The organism is Lysinibacillus sp. FSL K6-0232 (assembly GCF_038008325.1).
GTDB lineage: Bacteria > Bacillota > Bacilli > Bacillales_A > Planococcaceae > Lysinibacillus.
Genome location: NZ_JBBOYW010000001.1, coordinates 1,158,656 through 1,177,100, shown reverse-complemented (window position 1 = coordinate 1,177,100; position 18,445 = coordinate 1,158,656). Strand labels below are relative to the sequence as shown.

The 18,445-nt window shown below is 38.5% G+C and carries 17 protein-coding genes; all 17 read right to left on the bottom strand.

Annotation, left to right across the window (positions count from 1 at the left end):
- Nucleotides 1-75: 75 nt before the first annotated feature.
- A complete protein-coding gene (locus MHB42_RS05485) occupies nucleotides 76-342 on the bottom strand; it encodes a stage V sporulation protein S (protein WP_004224903.1) in 267 nt (88 codons plus the stop codon).
- Nucleotides 343-510: 168 nt separating this feature from the next.
- Nucleotides 511-1,308, bottom strand: coding sequence for a TIGR00282 family metallophosphoesterase (locus MHB42_RS05480; protein WP_340804818.1), 798 nt, complete (start codon nucleotides 1,306-1,308; stop codon nucleotides 511-513).
- A gap of 176 nt (nucleotides 1,309-1,484) precedes the next feature.
- Nucleotides 1,485-3,044 carry a ribonuclease Y gene (gene rny, locus MHB42_RS05475; RefSeq protein ID WP_340804817.1) on the bottom strand — a complete coding sequence of 520 codons (1,560 nt, stop codon included), beginning with the start codon at nucleotides 3,042-3,044 and terminating at the stop codon, nucleotides 1,485-1,487.
- Between the two features lie 645 nt (nucleotides 3,045-3,689).
- Nucleotides 3,690-4,751: a recombinase RecA gene (gene recA, locus MHB42_RS05470; protein ID WP_340804816.1), complete on the bottom strand. Its 1,062-nt coding sequence runs from the start codon at nucleotides 4,749-4,751 to the stop codon at nucleotides 3,690-3,692.
- 163 nt (nucleotides 4,752-4,914) lie between these two features.
- A complete protein-coding gene (locus tag MHB42_RS05465; protein WP_340804815.1) occupies nucleotides 4,915-6,174 on the bottom strand; it encodes a competence/damage-inducible protein A in 1,260 nt (419 codons plus the stop codon).
- Nucleotides 6,175-6,191: 17 nt separating this feature from the next.
- Entirely contained in the window at nucleotides 6,192-6,770 is a 579-nt protein-coding gene (pgsA, locus tag MHB42_RS05460; RefSeq protein WP_340804814.1) for a CDP-diacylglycerol--glycerol-3-phosphate 3-phosphatidyltransferase, read from the bottom strand.
- A 47-nt stretch (nucleotides 6,771-6,817) separates the two neighbouring features.
- The gene (locus tag MHB42_RS05455) at nucleotides 6,818-7,744 is read right to left on the bottom strand and encodes a helix-turn-helix domain-containing protein (RefSeq protein WP_340804813.1); all 927 of its coding nucleotides are present in this window, start codon (nucleotides 7,742-7,744) and stop codon (nucleotides 6,818-6,820) included.
- Between the two features lie 16 nt (nucleotides 7,745-7,760).
- Nucleotides 7,761-8,546 (bottom strand): DUF3388 domain-containing protein, encoded by a 786-nt coding sequence (locus MHB42_RS05450; protein ID WP_340808539.1) that lies wholly within the window; start codon nucleotides 8,544-8,546, stop codon nucleotides 7,761-7,763.
- Nucleotides 8,547-8,763: 217 nt separating this feature from the next.
- Complete coding sequence (locus MHB42_RS05445) at nucleotides 8,764-9,021, bottom strand: DUF3243 domain-containing protein (protein WP_340804812.1); 258 nt, start codon at nucleotides 9,019-9,021, stop codon at nucleotides 8,764-8,766.
- 44 nt (nucleotides 9,022-9,065) lie between these two features.
- On the bottom strand, nucleotides 9,066-9,794 hold the full coding sequence (gene ymfI, locus MHB42_RS05440) for an elongation factor P 5-aminopentanone reductase (protein ID WP_340804810.1): 729 nt from the start codon (nucleotides 9,792-9,794) through the stop codon (nucleotides 9,066-9,068).
- Entirely contained in the window at nucleotides 9,791-11,092 is a 1,302-nt protein-coding gene (gene yfmH / locus MHB42_RS05435) for an EF-P 5-aminopentanol modification-associated protein YfmH (protein WP_340804809.1), read from the bottom strand. Before yfmH ends, ymfI begins: the two co-directional genes overlap by 4 nt.
- Complete coding sequence (yfmF, locus tag MHB42_RS05430) at nucleotides 11,089-12,360, bottom strand: EF-P 5-aminopentanol modification-associated protein YfmF (RefSeq protein ID WP_340804807.1); 1,272 nt, start codon at nucleotides 12,358-12,360, stop codon at nucleotides 11,089-11,091. Before yfmF ends, yfmH begins: the two co-directional genes overlap by 4 nt.
- 179 nt (nucleotides 12,361-12,539) lie before the next feature.
- On the bottom strand, nucleotides 12,540-13,499 hold the full coding sequence (locus MHB42_RS05425; protein ID WP_340804806.1) for an ABC transporter permease: 960 nt from the start codon (nucleotides 13,497-13,499) through the stop codon (nucleotides 12,540-12,542).
- Between the two features lies 1 nt (nucleotide 13,500).
- Nucleotides 13,501-14,547 (bottom strand): ABC transporter permease, encoded by a 1,047-nt coding sequence (locus MHB42_RS05420; RefSeq protein WP_340804804.1) that lies wholly within the window; start codon nucleotides 14,545-14,547, stop codon nucleotides 13,501-13,503.
- Nucleotides 14,547-16,094: an ABC transporter ATP-binding protein gene (locus tag MHB42_RS05415; RefSeq protein WP_340808538.1), complete on the bottom strand. Its 1,548-nt coding sequence runs from the start codon at nucleotides 16,092-16,094 to the stop codon at nucleotides 14,547-14,549. The genes MHB42_RS05420 and MHB42_RS05415 overlap by 1 nt, the downstream gene beginning before the upstream one ends.
- Nucleotides 16,095-16,531: 437 nt before the next feature.
- Nucleotides 16,532-17,617, bottom strand: a complete 1,086-nt coding sequence (locus tag MHB42_RS05410; protein ID WP_340804803.1) for a BMP family lipoprotein — start codon at nucleotides 17,615-17,617, stop codon at nucleotides 16,532-16,534.
- 53 nt (nucleotides 17,618-17,670) lie between these two features.
- Nucleotides 17,671-18,399, bottom strand: a complete 729-nt coding sequence (locus MHB42_RS05405) for a GntR family transcriptional regulator (RefSeq protein WP_340804802.1) — start codon at nucleotides 18,397-18,399, stop codon at nucleotides 17,671-17,673.
- Between the last annotated feature and the right edge of the window lie 46 nt (nucleotides 18,400-18,445).

Genomic DNA, 18,445 nt, shown 5'->3' with positions numbered 1-18,445 from the left:
ATCATATGTAAAGAAAAAACGAAAAAATGCCTCGCCACATTATTATGTGACAAGGCATTTTACTTCATTACTTTTTTATCGAATGCGTTTTTCCACTAGCAGCTTTAAGGCTGTACGTTCTTCGCCAGCAATTAAAATATCAGCAAACGCTGGCGCGCAAATTAAATCTGTGCCACTTGGCGCTACAAATCCGCGTGCAATGGCCACTGCTTTCACGGCTTGGTTAAGTGCACCTGCCCCGACTGCCTGCATTTCTGCTTGCCCTTTTTCTCTGATTACCGCGACTAATGCACCTGCAACTGAATTTGGATTAGAGCGTGATGATACTTTTAATGAATCCACAATTATTCCTCCCCGTTTCGCGAATAGTGTTTACGCTCAACAACTCATGTCCCCCTTTTTGGACCTCAAGTTATTGTCCGTAGCACATTTTATGCTCCACAAGAAGGAAATAGACTAAGAATCCTGTATCCCACTAAAAGAGTTGTAAACCAACAAACTTCGACTTATTTATCCTTGAAACGGATAGTCGTCATTTATATAAATACGTTCACAGTGACTAGCCTTCCCTGTTTTATCATCAATCTCTACAAAGAAGCCACTTAATACCTCACGTCCTTTTTTCGGCACTTCAAAGCGAGTTGGCATATTTGTTTGGAATTTAGAAATCACACTATCCTTCGTCATGCCTAAAATTTCATCATACGGACCTGTCATGCCGACATCTGTAATATACGCTGTACCATTTGGATAAATTCTTGCATCGGCTGTTTGCACATGTGTATGTGTGCCAACAACTGCCGAAGCCTTACCATCTAAATGCCAGCCAAGCGCAATCTTTTCACTTGTCGCTTCTGCATGAAAGTCCACAAAGACAAGTGGTGATGTTCGGCGAGCTTCCTCGATCAACAAATCAGCCATCGCAAATGGGTCTTCATGTGGAGGTAAAAAGACACGACCATGTAAATTAATCACCGATAATGTCACACCGTTTTTAGCAATTTGCACCATGCCCTTCCCTGGAGCCTCGCTCGAAAAATTAGCAGGGCGTATTAAATAATCTGCGTCATCAATAAAATCAAAAATATCTTTATTGTCCCATGTATGATTGCCCATTGTAATCACATCTACACCCATTTGTAAAAGGCTGTTGTAAATATTATGAGTAATGCCACGCCCTGCCGCTGCATTTTCACCGTTTGCAATGACCACATCAGCATTGTATTTCTTTTTTAAGCGAGGTAAATATTTTTCCACTGCATCTCGACCAATTGAACCAACAATATCACCAATAAATAAAACCTTCATTTTTTAACCACTCTTTCTTTCCCTTATGCCTTTTTCCATCAGCAAGGCTTATTTCATAACCGGCTTCAAATAACATCCTTAATTGTAACGTTAGGCAGTTTATTAAGCAATTAAGCTTTTCCAGTAAAAAAGAGGCTCTCCAGATATTTATCTAAAGAAACCTCTAACTTTCAATATTATTTCGCGTACTCCACAGCACGTGTTTCACGAATGACTGTCACTTTAATATGACCTGGATAGTCCAATTCTTCCTCAATGCGTTTGCGAATATCACGTGCAAGTCGATGGGAAGCTAGGTCATCAATTTTTTCAGGTTGTACAATAATACGGATTTCACGACCAGCCTGAATCGCATAAGATTTTTCTACGCCATCATAGCTTTCTGAAATTTCCTCTAACTTTTCCAGTCTGCGGATATAATTTTCAAGTGTTTCGCTTCGTGCACCTGGACGAGCTGCTGATAATGCATCAGCTGCAGCCACTAATACTGCAATAACAGAGGTTGCCTCTGTATCGCCATGATGCGAAGCAATACTGTTAATAACGACAGGATGTTCCTTATATTTCGTTGCTAATTCTACACCAATCTCAACATGGCTACCTTCAACCTCATGGTCAATTGCTTTACCGATATCATGTAATAAGCCTGCACGACGAGCTAACGCTACATCCTCGCCAAGTTCAGCAGCAAGTAAGCCTGCTAAATATGCGACTTCAATTGAATGTTTTAAAACATTTTGTCCGTAGCTTGTACGATATTTCATACGACCTAAAATTTTCATTAAATCAGGATGTAAGTTATGAATACCAATTTCAAATGTTGTTTGCTCACCTGTTTCGCGAATTTGTTCATCCACTTCACGACGAGCTTTTTCCACCATTTCCTCTATGCGAGCAGGGTGAATACGGCCATCTTGTACAAGCTTTTCAAGTGCAAGTCGAGCTGTTTCACGACGAATTGGGTCAAAGCCTGATAAAATAACCGCCTCTGGAGTATCATCAATAATTAAATCAATCCCTGTTAATGTTTCCAATGTACGGATATTACGGCCTTCCCGACCAATAATACGGCCTTTCATTTCATCGTTTGGCAAGTTCACGACAGATACCGTTGTTTCTGCTACATGATCTGCTGCAAAACGTTGTAATGCCAACGATAAAATTTCACGTGCTTTTTTATCGGACTCTTCCTTCGCACGTGTTTCAGCTTCCTTCGTCATCACTGCAATATCAGTCGCTAGCTCTTTTTCTACCTCATTTAAGATAATTGTTTTTGCTTCATCTCTTGTTAAAGCAGAAATACGTTCTAGCTCTGTTTTTTGTGATGCAACGAGCTCGTCCACTTTGCTCTCCATCTGTTCAATATGCTGTTGTCTTTCAGCTAGAGCATGTTCTTTACGCTCTAAGCCTGCTTCTCTCTTATTTAGAGCATCATCCTTGCGGTCAAGATTCTCTTCTCTTTGCAATAAACGGTTCTCTTGTTTTTGAAGTTCTAAACGACGTTCACGAATGTCATTTTCTGCTTCAATACGAAATTTGTGAGTTTCATCTTTGGCTTCAAGTAGTGCTTCTTTTTTCATTGCCTCCGCTTCTCGTTTTCCTTCTTCAACGATTGTTTCAGCAACATGTTTAGCACCAGTGATTTTTGAGTCATTCACTTTTTTCATGTAGATATAGCTAACAGCGGCACCAACGATGAGTCCAAGCAAAGCGGAGATGATAGTAATTCCATCCATATGAACACCTCCTCTTGCTATTTGGGTAATACAGTTTCAGTCGGCGCATACATCAATATAAGCCTTGTGAACAACAAGGAACTTTTGTTCATCCATTCTATTCACAAAGGGTGTATCTTCATCCAGCAGAATAGAGCCATCCACTGGAAAGGAATTACAACAATGGTCACTTCACTAGGAAGCTTTGAAAGTTGTAATATCGCTTTCATGAAAGATAGTTATTTAATGAAGATATAATCAAATGTATTGCCTATTTAAAGTCATAATTCAGAAATTATACATATTTTATTGTATAACTAGCCTTAAGCGCTGTCAAGGAGAGTCAGGTGTCTATTCACCTGCCAACTAAAAAAAGTAAGTCCTATCCATCAAGTGAATATTTTGCCTAATACTTTTACACTAGAAAATATTTTATGTTTACTAGCATTTCGTTAAAACCAGTACATAAGAAATATTTTCTTACAAGCTCGTGTAGTTGTTGAATTTGCAGCTAACTCGTATTTTAGTGTTGCTTCTACTATATTCTACGCAAAAATTCAGCAATATAGACAACATCACCTTTCAATAGAACGATTATATCGCTACAAATTTTTCACAAAAAAAATACATTGCTCCTGCTTTTTCGTGCAAGAGCAATGCATTAGCTTATTCTTCTTCAAGAAGTGACATTAATTCTTCATCCATTTCTTCTTCGTCATGCGCGGCAATTGTATAAGAAGCAGCAGCAATACCGTAAGAAGAGCGAATTTTATTTGCAATTTCCTCCATCACAGCAGCATTTTCTTTTAAATATTGCTTCGCATTTTCGCGTCCTTGACCTAGGCGCTCATCACCATATGCATACCAAGAACCACTTTTTTGTACAATATCTAATTCTACCCCTAAATCGACTGTTTCACCTTCTTTAGAAATCCCTTCTCCATACATAATATCTACTTCAGCTGTACGGAATGGTGGTGCTACTTTATTTTTTACAATTTTAACCTTTGTGCGGTTCCCTACAATATCATTCCCTTGCTTAATTGCCTCTGCACGACGAACTTCTAAACGCACGGAGCTGTAGAATTTAAGCGCACGCCCACCAGGTGTTGTTTCTGGATTGCCAAACATCACACCAATTTTTTCACGGACTTGGTTAATGAAAATAGCAATTGTTTTGGATTTATTGATCGCTCCTGAAAGCTTACGTAAAGCTTGGGACATTAAACGTGCTTGTAAGCCGACATGAGAGTCACCCATATCTCCTTCAATTTCAGCTTTTGGTACTAATGCTGCAACAGAGTCAATAACGATAATATCAATGGCTCCACTACGTACTAATGCTTCTGCAATTTCAAGTGCTTGCTCACCTGTATCTGGCTGCGATAATAATAGCTCATCAATATTAACCCCTAATTTTTGTGCATACACTGGGTCTAATGCATGCTCTGCGTCAATAAACGCTGCCTGTCCACCCGTTGCCTGTACTTCAGCAATAGCATGTAGTGCAACAGTTGTTTTACCTGATGATTCAGGACCATATACTTCAATAATACGTCCACGTGGATAACCACCTACACCTAATGCAGCATCAAGTGCTAATGAGCCACTTGAAGATGTGGCAATTTCTAAATCCGTTTTTTCACCAAGCTTCATGATGGAACCTTTACCAAAATTCTTTTCAATTTGTTTTAACGCCTGTTCTAAGGCTGCTTTACGATCACTCATTTATTTTCCTCCTTCAAAAACTGTTCATTAGTTATTATCTATCTCTACTATACTTGCTTTTGAGAAATCGCGCAAGAAAAAAGCGAACATTTATTCGATTTTTCTTCAAAATAAAAATTTGAGCAGTTTTTCTCTACTCAAATTCCTATTTGTTAGTTTATTTTTAATAACGCTTTGTATAGCCACGCTCTTCTAATAACTGCATTAAATAATGGCATGCAAACTTCACTGCACGCAGTCGATTTGTATTCCGCATACCAGATAGATGTAGCAAGTATGTAAGAGGCTCCTCATCGTTAATCGCAATACCAATCCATACTGTGCCTACTGGCTGATGGTCATGTGCTGTAGGACCAGCTTCTCCTGTTAAACCAATCCCAATATTTGTAGCGAATTTTTCCCGCACAGCACTTGCCATTGCCGCTGCACATTCACTACTGACAACACCATGTGTATCAATTAGCGCTTTTGAAATACCAAGCTGTTTTACTTTCGCATCAGCTGTATAGGTAACAACGCCTCCGATTAATGCATTGCCCACCCCAGGAATTTCCGCAAGCTCTGATTGAAATAATCCAGCTGTTAAACTTTCCGCAGCTGCAATTGTTAGCTTATTATCCAGTAGCATTTCAACTGTTTTAGAGGCAAGCGAATCATCATTGACACCATATTGATAGTCGCCAACAAGTGCCTGTATCTCTGCAACTTTGGCGTCAATTAGCTGTTGTGCCTGCTGCTCTGTTGGTGCTTTAGCTGTGACGCGTAATGTTACCTCACCGTCTGAGGCAAGCGGTGCAACAGTTGGATTTGTTTGAGCATCTAAAATATCTTGAACGCGTACTTCAAGCTCCGCCTCACCAATACCATAAAAACGCATAACATGAGAGGCGATTGTTCCCCCATCATTTAACATAGCTGCAAGCTTTGGCTTTGCCTCAAATTGGAACATTGGCTCTAGCTCTTTTGGTGGTCCCGGCAGTAAAATATAAGTGCGATGATCCTTTTTAAAAATCATACCTGGTGCCATGCCATGATGATTGGCAAGCACTTCACTGCCTGCTAATACTAATGCTTGTTTACGGTTATTGTCCGTCATTGGACGACCTCGTTTGGCAAAAAATTGCTCAATATATGTTAAAGCAACCTCATCCAGCTCAAGTGGCACGCCAAGATGACGAGCAATTGTTTCCTTTGTTAAATCATCCTTTGTAGGACCAAGTCCACCTGAAAAAATAATTAAATCTGCACGAGATTCTGCAACTGCAATCGCTTGCTCTAAACGCTGTGCATTATCACCCACTACAGTATGATAAAAAACATTTATACCTAGCTCTGATAATTGATTGGAGATAAATCTCGCATTTGTATTTGTAATTTGACCTAATAATAATTCTGAGCCAACCGCAAGAATTTCAGCATTCATGATACACAAGACCTTTCTTATTTAGACTCAAGTAATACACGTCGATTTAGATAGAAATAATCCCAGCCAGACCAAAGTGTAAAGAACAATGCAATATAAAGCATAATGATATCAAATGGAATACCAATAAGTGTAAAGATGGTATTGTGTAAAAGAGCCGCTGCAATCGCTACAATTTGTGCCCATGTTTTTATTTTGCCAAGCTGATTGGCTGCAACGACCTCTCCTTCACCTGCCAAAATTAGTCGTAAGCCCGTTACTGCAAATTCACGGCTAATAATAAGAATGATGATCCAAGCTGGTGCCATCTTTAGTTCTACCATTAAAATAAAAGCTGCTGATACAAGCAATTTATCAGCGAGCGGGTCTAAAAATTTCCCAAATGTTGTGACAAGGTTATATTTACGTGCATAGTAACCATCCACCCAGTCAGTTGTAGAAGCAAGAATAAAAATAAGCGCTCCAACAAAATGATGGACTGGCATCTCTGCACCAAATAGTGTCAATGTTCCCCAACCAAAATCAAACATCATAACAATAACAAAGAATGGAATAAGTAAAATTCGAGAGATGGTAATTTTATTTGGAATGTTCATTTTTCTAACACCTTTCATGATGAAAGAAAGTAGTCACCATAGGATGACTACTGTTCTTTATTGAAATTGATGACGATATTTTGCGTGACAACTTGCTGTGCATACGTTAATGGCTCGTCATTAATAAAGATTTTAGCCTGCGTTGAATTACCAAGGCGAATACGCACATAGCTTTCAGCAGTAGCATCAAACTCTACTACTTCTCCAGCATTATAAACACGCGTATCTGCTAATAATTCTTGTTGCTGCTGGTTACGAATCCCAACAAATGTAGGACCTGAAACTTCAATGCGAAGTTTCAATGTATCTGTACCTGTTAACGTATAAGAGGTTGTTGCTCCATCTGCTTCAACAGTACCCGCGGAAATTGTTTGCTTCGTTTCTTCATCTTCAGGTTGTTCTTCATCAGCTGGTGTTTCTTCTTTAGCATCTGTATCCTGTTTGTCATCTGTTTGCGTATCTTCATTTTTGTTGTCTTTTTTATCTTTTTCACTATCAATTGGTTTAACATTTGTATCGTACTCCATTTCAGGAGTCGAATTGTCAACCTCATTTGGTTGTGCATTATTTTTGGATTGCCATAGCACCCATATAATAACAATAATAACAATAATAAATAAAGCGACAATAATTTTTGGCATAGCCTCCATCATTTTATTGGAAGGGCCTTTTGTTACCTTACGTCTACTAGGACTATTTGTTATTGATTGGCTTACTTGATCATTTGGTGTACTTGGCAGCTCATTCTTATATGTTTCTAAAATTTCCTCTGCGTTTAGACCAACAGCCTCTGCATATTGCTTAATAAAAGCTCGTACATAAAACGAACCGGGCATAATGGAATAATTGCCTTCTTCAATTCCTACTAAATAACGTTTTTGAATTTTCGTTATTTCTTGTAAATCGTCTAAACTGTAGCCTTTAGACAGTCTCGCCTCTTTCAGTCGAGTCCCTAATTCTGCCACTAATAACACCTACTTTAACATCAAATTAAAAATTAAATCCTCCAAATGAATCAGATTCGGACATATGATTTTTTTCCATTATTTCATAAGTAATTTCTTCATCAACGTGATGACGTAGTTCAATAATATAATCAAAATCTTCTATTTTATATTCTGAATGCTGAACAAACATATCAGGATGCTCTACAACTTTGATGCACGGCATATTCATCATTTCACGCACCAATTGCATATGCCGCTCATCAGATGAACGACGTGTTACAATCCCATCTAATATAAAAATATTGTTACTACTAAATTCATCCCCCACAAGTTTATTACGAACGGTTTGCTTGATCATTGTGGATGATAAGAAAATCCACTTTTTATTGGCACAAACACTTGCTGCAACAACAGACTCGGTCTTCCCTACACGGGGCATACCACGTATACCAATCAACTTATGTCCCTCTTTTTTAAAGAGCTCTGCCATAAAATCGACTAAAATTCCCAGTTCATCTCGCACAAAGTGGAATGTATTTTTTTCGTCTGCATCTCGAGGAATATAATGACCATGTCTAAGCGCTAGTCGGTCACGAAGTTTTGGTTGTCGAAATTTGGTTACGTTAATATGTTCCATTGTCGAAACAATTGTACGAAAACGCTCAATCGCTTCATCATTGTCTGTATGCACTAACATACCTCGTCGATCCTTATCGACACCATTTATTGAAATAATATTGACACGAAGCATCCCTAAAAGTGAAGCAATATCTCCTAATAATCCAGGGCGATTCACCTGAATTTCATATTCAAAGTACCAATCGCTCAAACACACTCGTTCCCTTCCTATTAGTTAACGTAAAAAATCCTTTATAAGTTCCATCATAGCCGATTTTTTATGTAATGGAAAGTTAGAATGCACGGAATTATAGCGTTATTTTTAAAAACTTACTAATTTTTTTAGATGCATAGCTGATATGCTTACATACGTTCTCGTTTTCAGTGAAATTGTATAGAAAAAAGAGGAGATAGGCTCTCCTCTTTTGTTATTGCACATGCTTATTTTGTACAAGCTTTACGACACAATTCGCCAGCGCATGCTTTTCATCTTCAGAGGCAACGCCCCATAAATCCGACAAAACACGCTCTTGCTCATTTTTAGGATCGACATTTGTCGCCAAATATTCACCGATTTGTACGGCAGCTTGTTGAATCATTTTCTTTGGCATACCGCTCGATTCCGCTTGCATGACATTTTGTCCTAAAAACGATGTCCATTTTTGCCAGTTTTCTAAAATCGTCATATGTTCCTCCTCCTTTACACATGTAGTATGTGCAAAAGAGAATATTATATGTACCAACCACCATTTAATCGGATAATTTGTCCTGTTACATAATCAGCCTTGCCTGATAAATAAAAGCGCACCATTTCAGCTACATCCTTTGTTTGCCCAATTTCGCCTAGTGGAATATCTTCCAAAATATAATTGAGCTCCTGTTGACTTAAATGGCTGTTCATAGCTGTATTAATAAAGCCTGGAGCAATTGCATTGACCCGAATACGAGATAATGCCGCTTCCTTGGCAAAGGACTTAACAAAGGCATGCTGCGCTCCCTTAACAGTGGCATACAATGTTTCCCCTGCTGAGCCAGCTTCACCCCAAATGGAGCCAATAAATAGCACATAGCTAACATTATGCTTGCGAAGCTTTGCGGACAATAAAGCCGTTAATCGCATTGGATTTTGCACATGGACACGCCATAATGCATCCATATCCTCCACAGCTGTATCTTCAAGCAGTGCATAATGCGCTTGCCCATTTGCAAAAACAATTGCCTGCACATGAAAAATTTGTGCTGCCATGCTATCAGCACCAGTGGATGTTGAAAAATCCCCCTGTACAAGCATAAACTCCTGTGCAGGGAAATCTTTAGAGAGGGATTGATATAACGTCTGTGCCGCTTGCACGTTATGGGAATAATGCAGATAGATAGACCAGCCATCTTCTGCTAAACTTCGACAAATAGCATGCCCAATCTCACCTGATGCACCTAATATAAGCGCAAATTTTTTCATTGTACATCCTGCTTCGTTGGTAAAATTTTAAATATTGTTTGTTGAGATTCGCCTTGAATCGAAGCAAATGCCTTATACAAATCGTCAATTGTTAACGCTTCAAGCACTGGCACGACATCGAATAAATTCATGTCATTAAATGAATAACGTGTAAATTGGTTCGCAATAAACTCAATTGAATTGAGCGCACGTAAGAAGAAGCCGATTTTTTTACGCTTTATTCGCTCTAAATCAGCGCTTTCAAACTTAGCATCTTTCTCATATTTTGCTAATTCTGCTATGATCGTTTGTGCTAATTGGTCTGGCTCCGTGGAATCAGAACCAATCATGGCAAAGCCAAAGCCCTTTTCTAAGGTAAAATCAAAGGCATATGTTTCATCAATTAAGCCTGCCTCATAAACGTGCTCATAAAAATGAGAGGTACGCCCAAATATAAGCTCAAGCGCAATTTGAACAGCTAGCTCATGCTTTAGCATTTCTTGACCTGATAGATTTGTGTCTTTTGCTTTCAAGCCAATATATACCTTAGGCTTTTGCACATCCATCTTTAATGTACGTTCCTTAATCGCCACATCTGTTGGCTCTTTATCAAAGAAGCGTTGAATTGGTGTAGGCTCTGGGAATTCTTTTTTTCCTTGATTGTCACGAATAAAAGTCATCATTTCCTCTGGCTCCACTGCGCCGATCACAAATAGTAACATATTGGATGGATGGTAAAATGTATTGTAGCATGTATATAAATGGTCTGCTGTAATCCCATCAATGGATTCAATTGTCCCTGCAATATCAATTTTTACTGGATGGTGATGGTACATATTTTCGATTGTCCCAAAATATAAACGCCAATCAGGCTGGTCATCATACATCGTAATTTCCTGCCCAATAATACCCTTTTCCTTGTTAACAGTCGCTTCTGTAAAGTATGGCTCCTGCACAAAATTTAATAATGTTTCTGTACTTTTATAAATATTGTCAGTCGATGAAAATAAATAAGCCGTGCGTGTAAATGATGTAAAGGCATTGGCAGAGGCACCGTACTCGCTAAACTTTTGGAAAACATCTCCATCTTCTTTTTCAAACATTTTATGCTCTAAAAAATGGGCAATACCATCTGGTACTGTCACACTTTCTGTTTCACCAATCGGTACAAATGTACGATCGACAGAGCCATATTTAGTTGTAAATGTGACAAATGTTTTGGAAAAGCCTTTCTTCGGTAAAATATAAACATCTAACCCATTCGCTAGCTTTTCATAATAAAGTGTTTCATCTAATTGCTTAAATTCAATTGTTTTCATTGTGCGGCTTGCTCCTTTCCATATAAGAAATAGACCGCTTCAAGCTGCACTGTTTTTGCCATTTCCACAACATCTTCCTTCGTCACAGCTTTCCACTTATTTGCCCAAGCTTCCACAGAGAACTCCTCAGGTAAATTTTTATATTGATCGAAAATTTCAATTTGTCCACGCGCAGAATCTAAAGACTCTTTTAATTGATTTGTGAGCATTGCCTTTGTTTGCTCCAGCTCTAAATTGGAAATATCTCCTGCCTGTATAGCTGCTAATTGTTCTTTAATTAATGTCAATGCTTTTTCTTCATTTTTCGGCTCAATGCCAGAAACAACGAAAATTAAGCCATAATGTGAGGCATAGGCACTTGATGCATAATAAGCAAGGCTCTCTTTTTCACGAACATTCATAAATAATTTAGCATGTGGATAACCACCAAAGATACCATTAAAAATTTGCATTTTAGCGAAATCTGGATCGCCAAATTTAACGGATGTACTAAAGCCAATATGCAATTTCCCTTGCTTCATCTCATGCTGCTCTCGAACATAGTCTTGCTCGGGATGCTTTTGTGGAAGCACTGCTGGCACTTCCTCTGGCGTACGATCTTTAAATGGTAGCGCTTGCTGTAATTTTGCTACAATTTCTGCTTCATTAATATCGCCAGCGACATAAATATCGATTTTATCATTAGCAAGCATTGATTGATATGCTTCAAATAACGAGGCAGGTGTGATTTTTTGAATTTCCTCTACACTACCATTGGCTGAAATAGAGGCTGGCTCATTTGGTCTTAAAATTTGCTGTAAACGAAACTGTGCAAAACGAGATTTATCATCAAAAATGGATTCAATGCGTTGAATAACGGTTTGCTTTTCACGCTCTACAATCGATGCCTTAAAAACGCCATTTTCTAAATTTGGCTCAAAAATGGCTGTGTGCAATAAATCAAGTACATTGTTTAACACACTTGCGTTTGCTAAATAATGCTCGTTCACCGTTTCTACATTCATCAGCACTGTATGTTCATTGCCACGCTTTGATGTATCAAAATATAGCACAGTGCCATACAAGTCATCTAAAAAGCTTCGAAAAGCAGCCGTTGTCTTATATTTAGCATTACTATGCTGTAATACATTTGTTAATACTGTACGCTCTGAGGCACTTTTAGCTGTTAATGCTCTTCTCCATTTAATTGAAAAGTTTACAGTTTTAAATTGGGTCGTTTGTCGGATATGCAAATTGACACCTTTTGCAAAAGGTATTGTTTTAAACATATAAAACCCTCCTATCCTTCTTAATATAACGATGTACTACACATACTATACATGTCTATTGTCTATAATTGCAAAAAGAATCCAAAGTATGTATGGAAAAATTAAAAAATATATGTAATTGGCTAAGTTGACATGGCAAAAAGACTGAGCATTGTTCGCTCAGCCTTTCTTATAATTTCTTAGCGTTTCCCTTTAATATAGGGTTGTCCACTTGCCTTTGGCGCATTCGCTTTACCAATAAAGCCTGCTAACGCAAGGATTGTTAGTACATATGGTAAAATTTGCAGATAGACAGCTGGTACATTTTCGATAATTGGAATTTGACTTCCTGCAATACTTAATGTTTGTGCCAATCCAAAGAATAGAGCTGCACCTAATGCACCAATTGGATGCCATTTCCCGAAAATCATTGCTGCAATTGCCATAAAGCCTTGCCCAGCAATTGTTGCGTGTGAAAAGTCATGTGTAATTGTTTGTGCATAGACTGCACCGCCAAGTCCACCTAATGCCCCAGAAATCACAACAGCAATATAGCGCATTTTATTAACATTAATCCCCATTGTATCTGCTGCCATTGGATGCTCACCAACTGCGCGAAGACGTAAACCAAATGGTGTTTTATAAATAATAAACCATGCACCAATTGCTACTGCAAAGGCTAAAATAGATGTACTATATACATCGCGGAACAATAGCGGACCGAAGAATGGAATATCCTCTAAATAAGGGATACCAAAACGGCCGATTGGTCGCGTAATCATATCTGTTTGACCTTTATCATAAATCATTTTTACTAAAAAGACTGAAACAGCTAAGCCCAATAGGTTGATAGCTACCCCAGATACCGTTTGATCGGCACGGAAGGAGATGGAAGCAACCGCATGGAAAAGTGAGAAAATCCCACCGATTACAACAGCTGCTAGCATTGCTATCCAAGTTGTTGCTGCACCTAGTGATGAAGCATATTCTAAATTAACATAAATACCAATAAAAGCACCGATAATCATTAAGCCTTCTAGCCCGATGTTGACAACACCAGAGCGTTCAGAGAATACACCACCGATAGCAGTAAATATCAAAGGTGTTGCATAAAGAATCGCTGAAGGGATGATGAAATATAACATTTCTAAAAAGCTCATGTTATTGTCCCTCCTTTTTCTTGCTCAGCTTTTGTAAGCCTACTCGAATAATATAGCCTGATGCCACAAAGAAGATAATTAATGCAATAATAATGGATACAATTTCTTCTGGAATACCCGCAGCATTTGGCATATTAAGAGCACCATATTTCAATGAACCGAAAAGAGAAGCTCCGAATATTACCCCTAGTGGTGTATTCGCACCAAGCAAGGCAACAGCGATTCCGTCAAAACCGATTCCTGTAAAGCCTGGTTTAATCGATGCATTTTGGAAAGTACCTAGCGCCTCCATTGCACCACCAAGACCCGCAAACATACCTGAAATTGTCATGGCTAAAATAATATTTTTATTAACACTCATACCTGCATAATCAGCAGCATTTTTATTAAAGCCTACCGCCTTTAGCTCATACCCGCGCGTTGTTTTTTCTAAAATAAACCACATCACTACGACCATTAAAAGTGCAACAATGATCCCATAGTGAAGGCTTGAGTTGTCTGTAAGCTCTCTTAAAAACGGAGAACGCAATGAAGCTGACTCAAGAACACGTTCTGTTTTAAAGCCACCATCCGACAATTTTTTAATGACTGCGTTCGCAATATAAAGCGCAGTATAGTTCAGCATAATTGTCGCAATTACTTCATGGACTTTAAATTTCGCTTTTAAGAAGCCTGCAATAAAGGCCCAAAATGCACCTGCAGCTGCTGCTGCTAATAATGCTAATGGTAAATGAATCACTTTAGGTAGTTCAAATGCATATCCTACCCAAGCTGCTGCTAGCCAGCCTAAAATAAGCTGCCCTTCAACCCCAATATTGAACAGCCCTGTACGGAAAGCAAATGCTACTGCAAGACCTGCCAATATATACGGTGTAATTTGACGAATTGTGTTCCCAATTGAATATGAATCTCCAAATATACCTGTCCAAAGAGCAATATAACCTTGTACTGGGTCATAGCCACTCACTACCATAACGATAGCACCTACGATTAAACCGATAATAATAGAGATGATAGGAACGAGAATATTAATGACACGATTTGACATTAGTCGTTCCCCTCCTTCGCACCATGCTTGTTATTTTTTTTACTTTGCCCAGCCATCAGTAAGCCAAGCTCTTGTTCGGTTGTTTCTTTTGGATTTAACTCATCCACAATTTGACCATCATAAATAACAGCAATACGATCTGATACATTCATAACCTCATCTAATTCAAACGAGATTAATAGAACAGCCTTGCCTTTATCACGTTGCTCAATAAGGCGAGAGTGAATAAACTCGATAGCTCCTACATCAAGACCACGAGTTGGTAAAGCTGCAATTAATAAGTCTGGATTACGATCGATTTCACGCCCAATAATTGCCTTTTGCTGGTTACCACCAGATAGCGCACGTGCTGGAGTCATTTCACCATTCCCTGTACGCACATCGTATTCTTTAATAATTTGGCGAGCTTTTTCCGATACCTTTTTATAATCCATGACAAAGCCTTTGGCGATAGGAGGCTGATAATATGTTTGCAGTGCAATATTATGGCCAATCGGGAAGTCTAATACTAAGCCATGCTTATGACGGTCTTGTGGAATATGTCCAACGCCCTCCTCTGTAATTTTACGAGGCTTTAAATTTGTAATATCCTGACCATTTAACTTCACAGTACCGCTTTTCACTTTGCGTAAACCTGTAATAGCCTCGATTAATTCAGATTGACCGTTACCATCAATACCCGCAATACCAACGATTTCGCCTCTGCGAACGTTTAAGTTAAGACCTTTTACTTTATCGATATTACGATAATCCGTTACAACTAAATTCTCAACGGACAATACTTCTTTTGTTGGGCTTGCATCTGTTTTTTCTGTTTTAAATTCAACCTGACGACCAACCATCATTTCAGCAAGCTGATTAGGGTTTGTGTTAGCGGTTACAACTGTACCGATTCCTTCACCCTTACGGATAATTGTGACGCGATCGGATACTTCCATAATTTCCTTTAGCTTATGGGTAATTAAAATAATAGATTTCCCCTCTGCAATAAGGCGACGCATAATTTGAATTAATTCTGTAATTTCTTGTGGTGTTAAAGATGCTGTTGGTTCATCAAAAATTAAAATTTCAGCACCACGATATAATGTCTTTAAAATTTCAACGCGTTGCTGCATCCCAACTGTAATATCTTCAATTTTGGCATATGGATCAACATCTAAGCCATATTTTTCAGAAAGTGCCTGTACTTTCTTTGCCGCATCTTTAATATTAACAATGCCCATTTTAGTAGGTTCAGAACCTAAAATAATATTCTCTGTTACCGTAAAATTCTCTACCAACATAAAGTGTTGGTGCACCATACCAATTCCTAAGTCATTGGCAATATTCGGGTTTGTAATTTTAACAGCCTTCCCACGAACACGGATTTCGCCACCTTCTGGTTGATACAAACCAAAAAGAACGTTCATTAAAGTCGATTTACCTGCACCATTTTCACCTAGCAATGCATGGATTTCGCCTTGTTTCAGTTGGAGGGTGATGTTATTATTCGCCACGAACTGACCGAATTCTTTACGGATTCCTAGCATTTCAATCACATATTCCAATTTTGTCACTCCCTTAATAGGCACTATATAGTAAGTATTTTTGCCTTAGCGTATAGTATCTGCCGCTACAATGACTGATGGTACAGATTAGCAATACGTCCAGTGCTTGAAATGGATAAGGCTTAGCAAGATCGTTGCATAGATGCAGCACTAGCTAACAAACTCCTGTGCCTCCTTTCATTACTTGAGGCTATACTTTATTCACTGATTTAAGCCCACCTATAGAGGTAGGTGTTTTGCTAAATTAATACAGGAAAGGTCATCGTTAGAAACCTTTCTTCTATTAACTTGTTACCATCAATATGTTTTCATTATGACTACCTCTATACGGTTCATCTAAATCAAATAGAGAATTGCAAATAATCTAAATATAACGATAGATTGAAAAATCATCATAAGGTCCTTCGACAAGTCCCTTATGATGATTAACAGATGAATTATTTTTCCACTTTTTCTGGAACGACAATTTCACCCTTAGCAATTTTTTCTTTATATTCATCGATTACAGCTTGTACATCTTCTGGAATCGCACCACGAGAATCTGCAAGTTTAACGCCATCTTCAGCTAAACCGTATACAAGTGTTTCTCCACCTGGGAAATCACCATTTTTTGCTCTATTTGAAATATCTACTACTGCTGTATTAACACCTTTTAACATAGAAGTTAAAGTAACGTTTGTTTCCTCATCTACTTTACCTTCTTCGTATTGGTCAGCATCTACACCAATTACCCAAATATTTGCATCAGGGTCTTTTTTCTTACGCTCTTTTGCTTCAGAGAATACACCATTACCAGTTCCACCAGCAGCGTGGAAGATTACATCAACACCTGAAGAATACATACTGCTTGCTGTAATTTTACCAACATCGGCTTTATCGAACGCACCTGTATATTTATCTTCAATAATGATATCAGGGTTTACAGCTTTTGCCCCTTCAATAAAACCAGCTTCAAAGCGATTAATAACTGGAATATCTACGCCACCTACGAAACCGATTTTACCTGATTGTGACATTTTAGCAGCTGCAACACCAGCTAAGAAAGCACCTTCTTGCTCTTTGAACAATACTGATACAACGTTATCTGCTGGTACTTCTGCATCAATAATCGCGAATTGACCATCTGGATTTTCATCCGCAATAGCAGCCATCGCATCTTCCATCATATAACCAATACCAAAAATTAAATTAAAGTCACGACGTACTAATGAGTTTAAGTTTGCATCATAGTCTGCATCTGATTTTGATTGTAAGTAGTCGAAACCACCGTCACCCTTTTCTAAACCGTGCTCTTTACCATAAGCTTGAACACCTTCCCATGCAGATTGGTTGAATGATTTATCATCAACGCCACCTACGTCCGTAACCATCGCTACTGAGAAAGCCTCTTCTGTGTTGCCACCACCTGAAGCATTGTCATTGTCTTTTGCAGCGTTATCGTCGTCTTTTGCACCACATGCACCTAAAATAGCACTTGCCGCTAATACTGATGTTAATACTAAACCAAATTTACGTTTTTTCATGTTTTTAACCCCCCAAAGGTATTGTAATTAGCAGGAAAAAATTTAGAAATGTTCTACACCCGTTTACGAACTACATGGAAGCTGAATTTATCAGCCCGGAAATAATTTTTTGAATAGAGCACTACTTGATCATGGTCATCGTAATGCAATTGCTTTAACACTAAAAGAGCTGTTTCACGTCCACAGTTTAAAATCGGTGAAGCTTGTTCATGATAGCCGACTGGATCAATATAGGTAATCGCATAAGCAACATGAATTTTCCCAGATTGTTCAAGAGCAGAGAACAGTGAAACTTCTTTTTTTTCAACAAAGTCAGTAGGCAAAAAGCTTGCTGGTAGTCTATCTATACAGTAAACTACTGGGTCGCCATCCGCTGTTCTGACACGTTCAATTGTGAGTATTTTATCTTCGCCATCACATTGGAAGCGTTTTAAATCTTCCTCAGAAGGTATGTGCTCAGTCGCCTTTAAAAAACGCGAGCCTGGCTCCATACCTACTGCCTCGATCATAGAAGAAATGCTTGATAACTGCTCAATACCTGATGTAAACAACGGCTTAGGATTAACAAAAGTCCCAACCCCATGTCGACGCACAATTACATTTTCTTCTTCCAACAGTCGAAGTGCTTCTCTAAGTGTTGCTCGACTGACTCCTAGTGATTTCGATAATTCAAACTCTGAAGGCAGCTTTTCATTTTCTTTAAAAATACCAGCCTCAATATCAGATTTTAAACGATCAATTACTTGAAGATAGAGATGACGATGATCTGCTTTAATAGTCACATATATCACCACCAAAATCAGAGATCAGACATCTGATGTACAACAT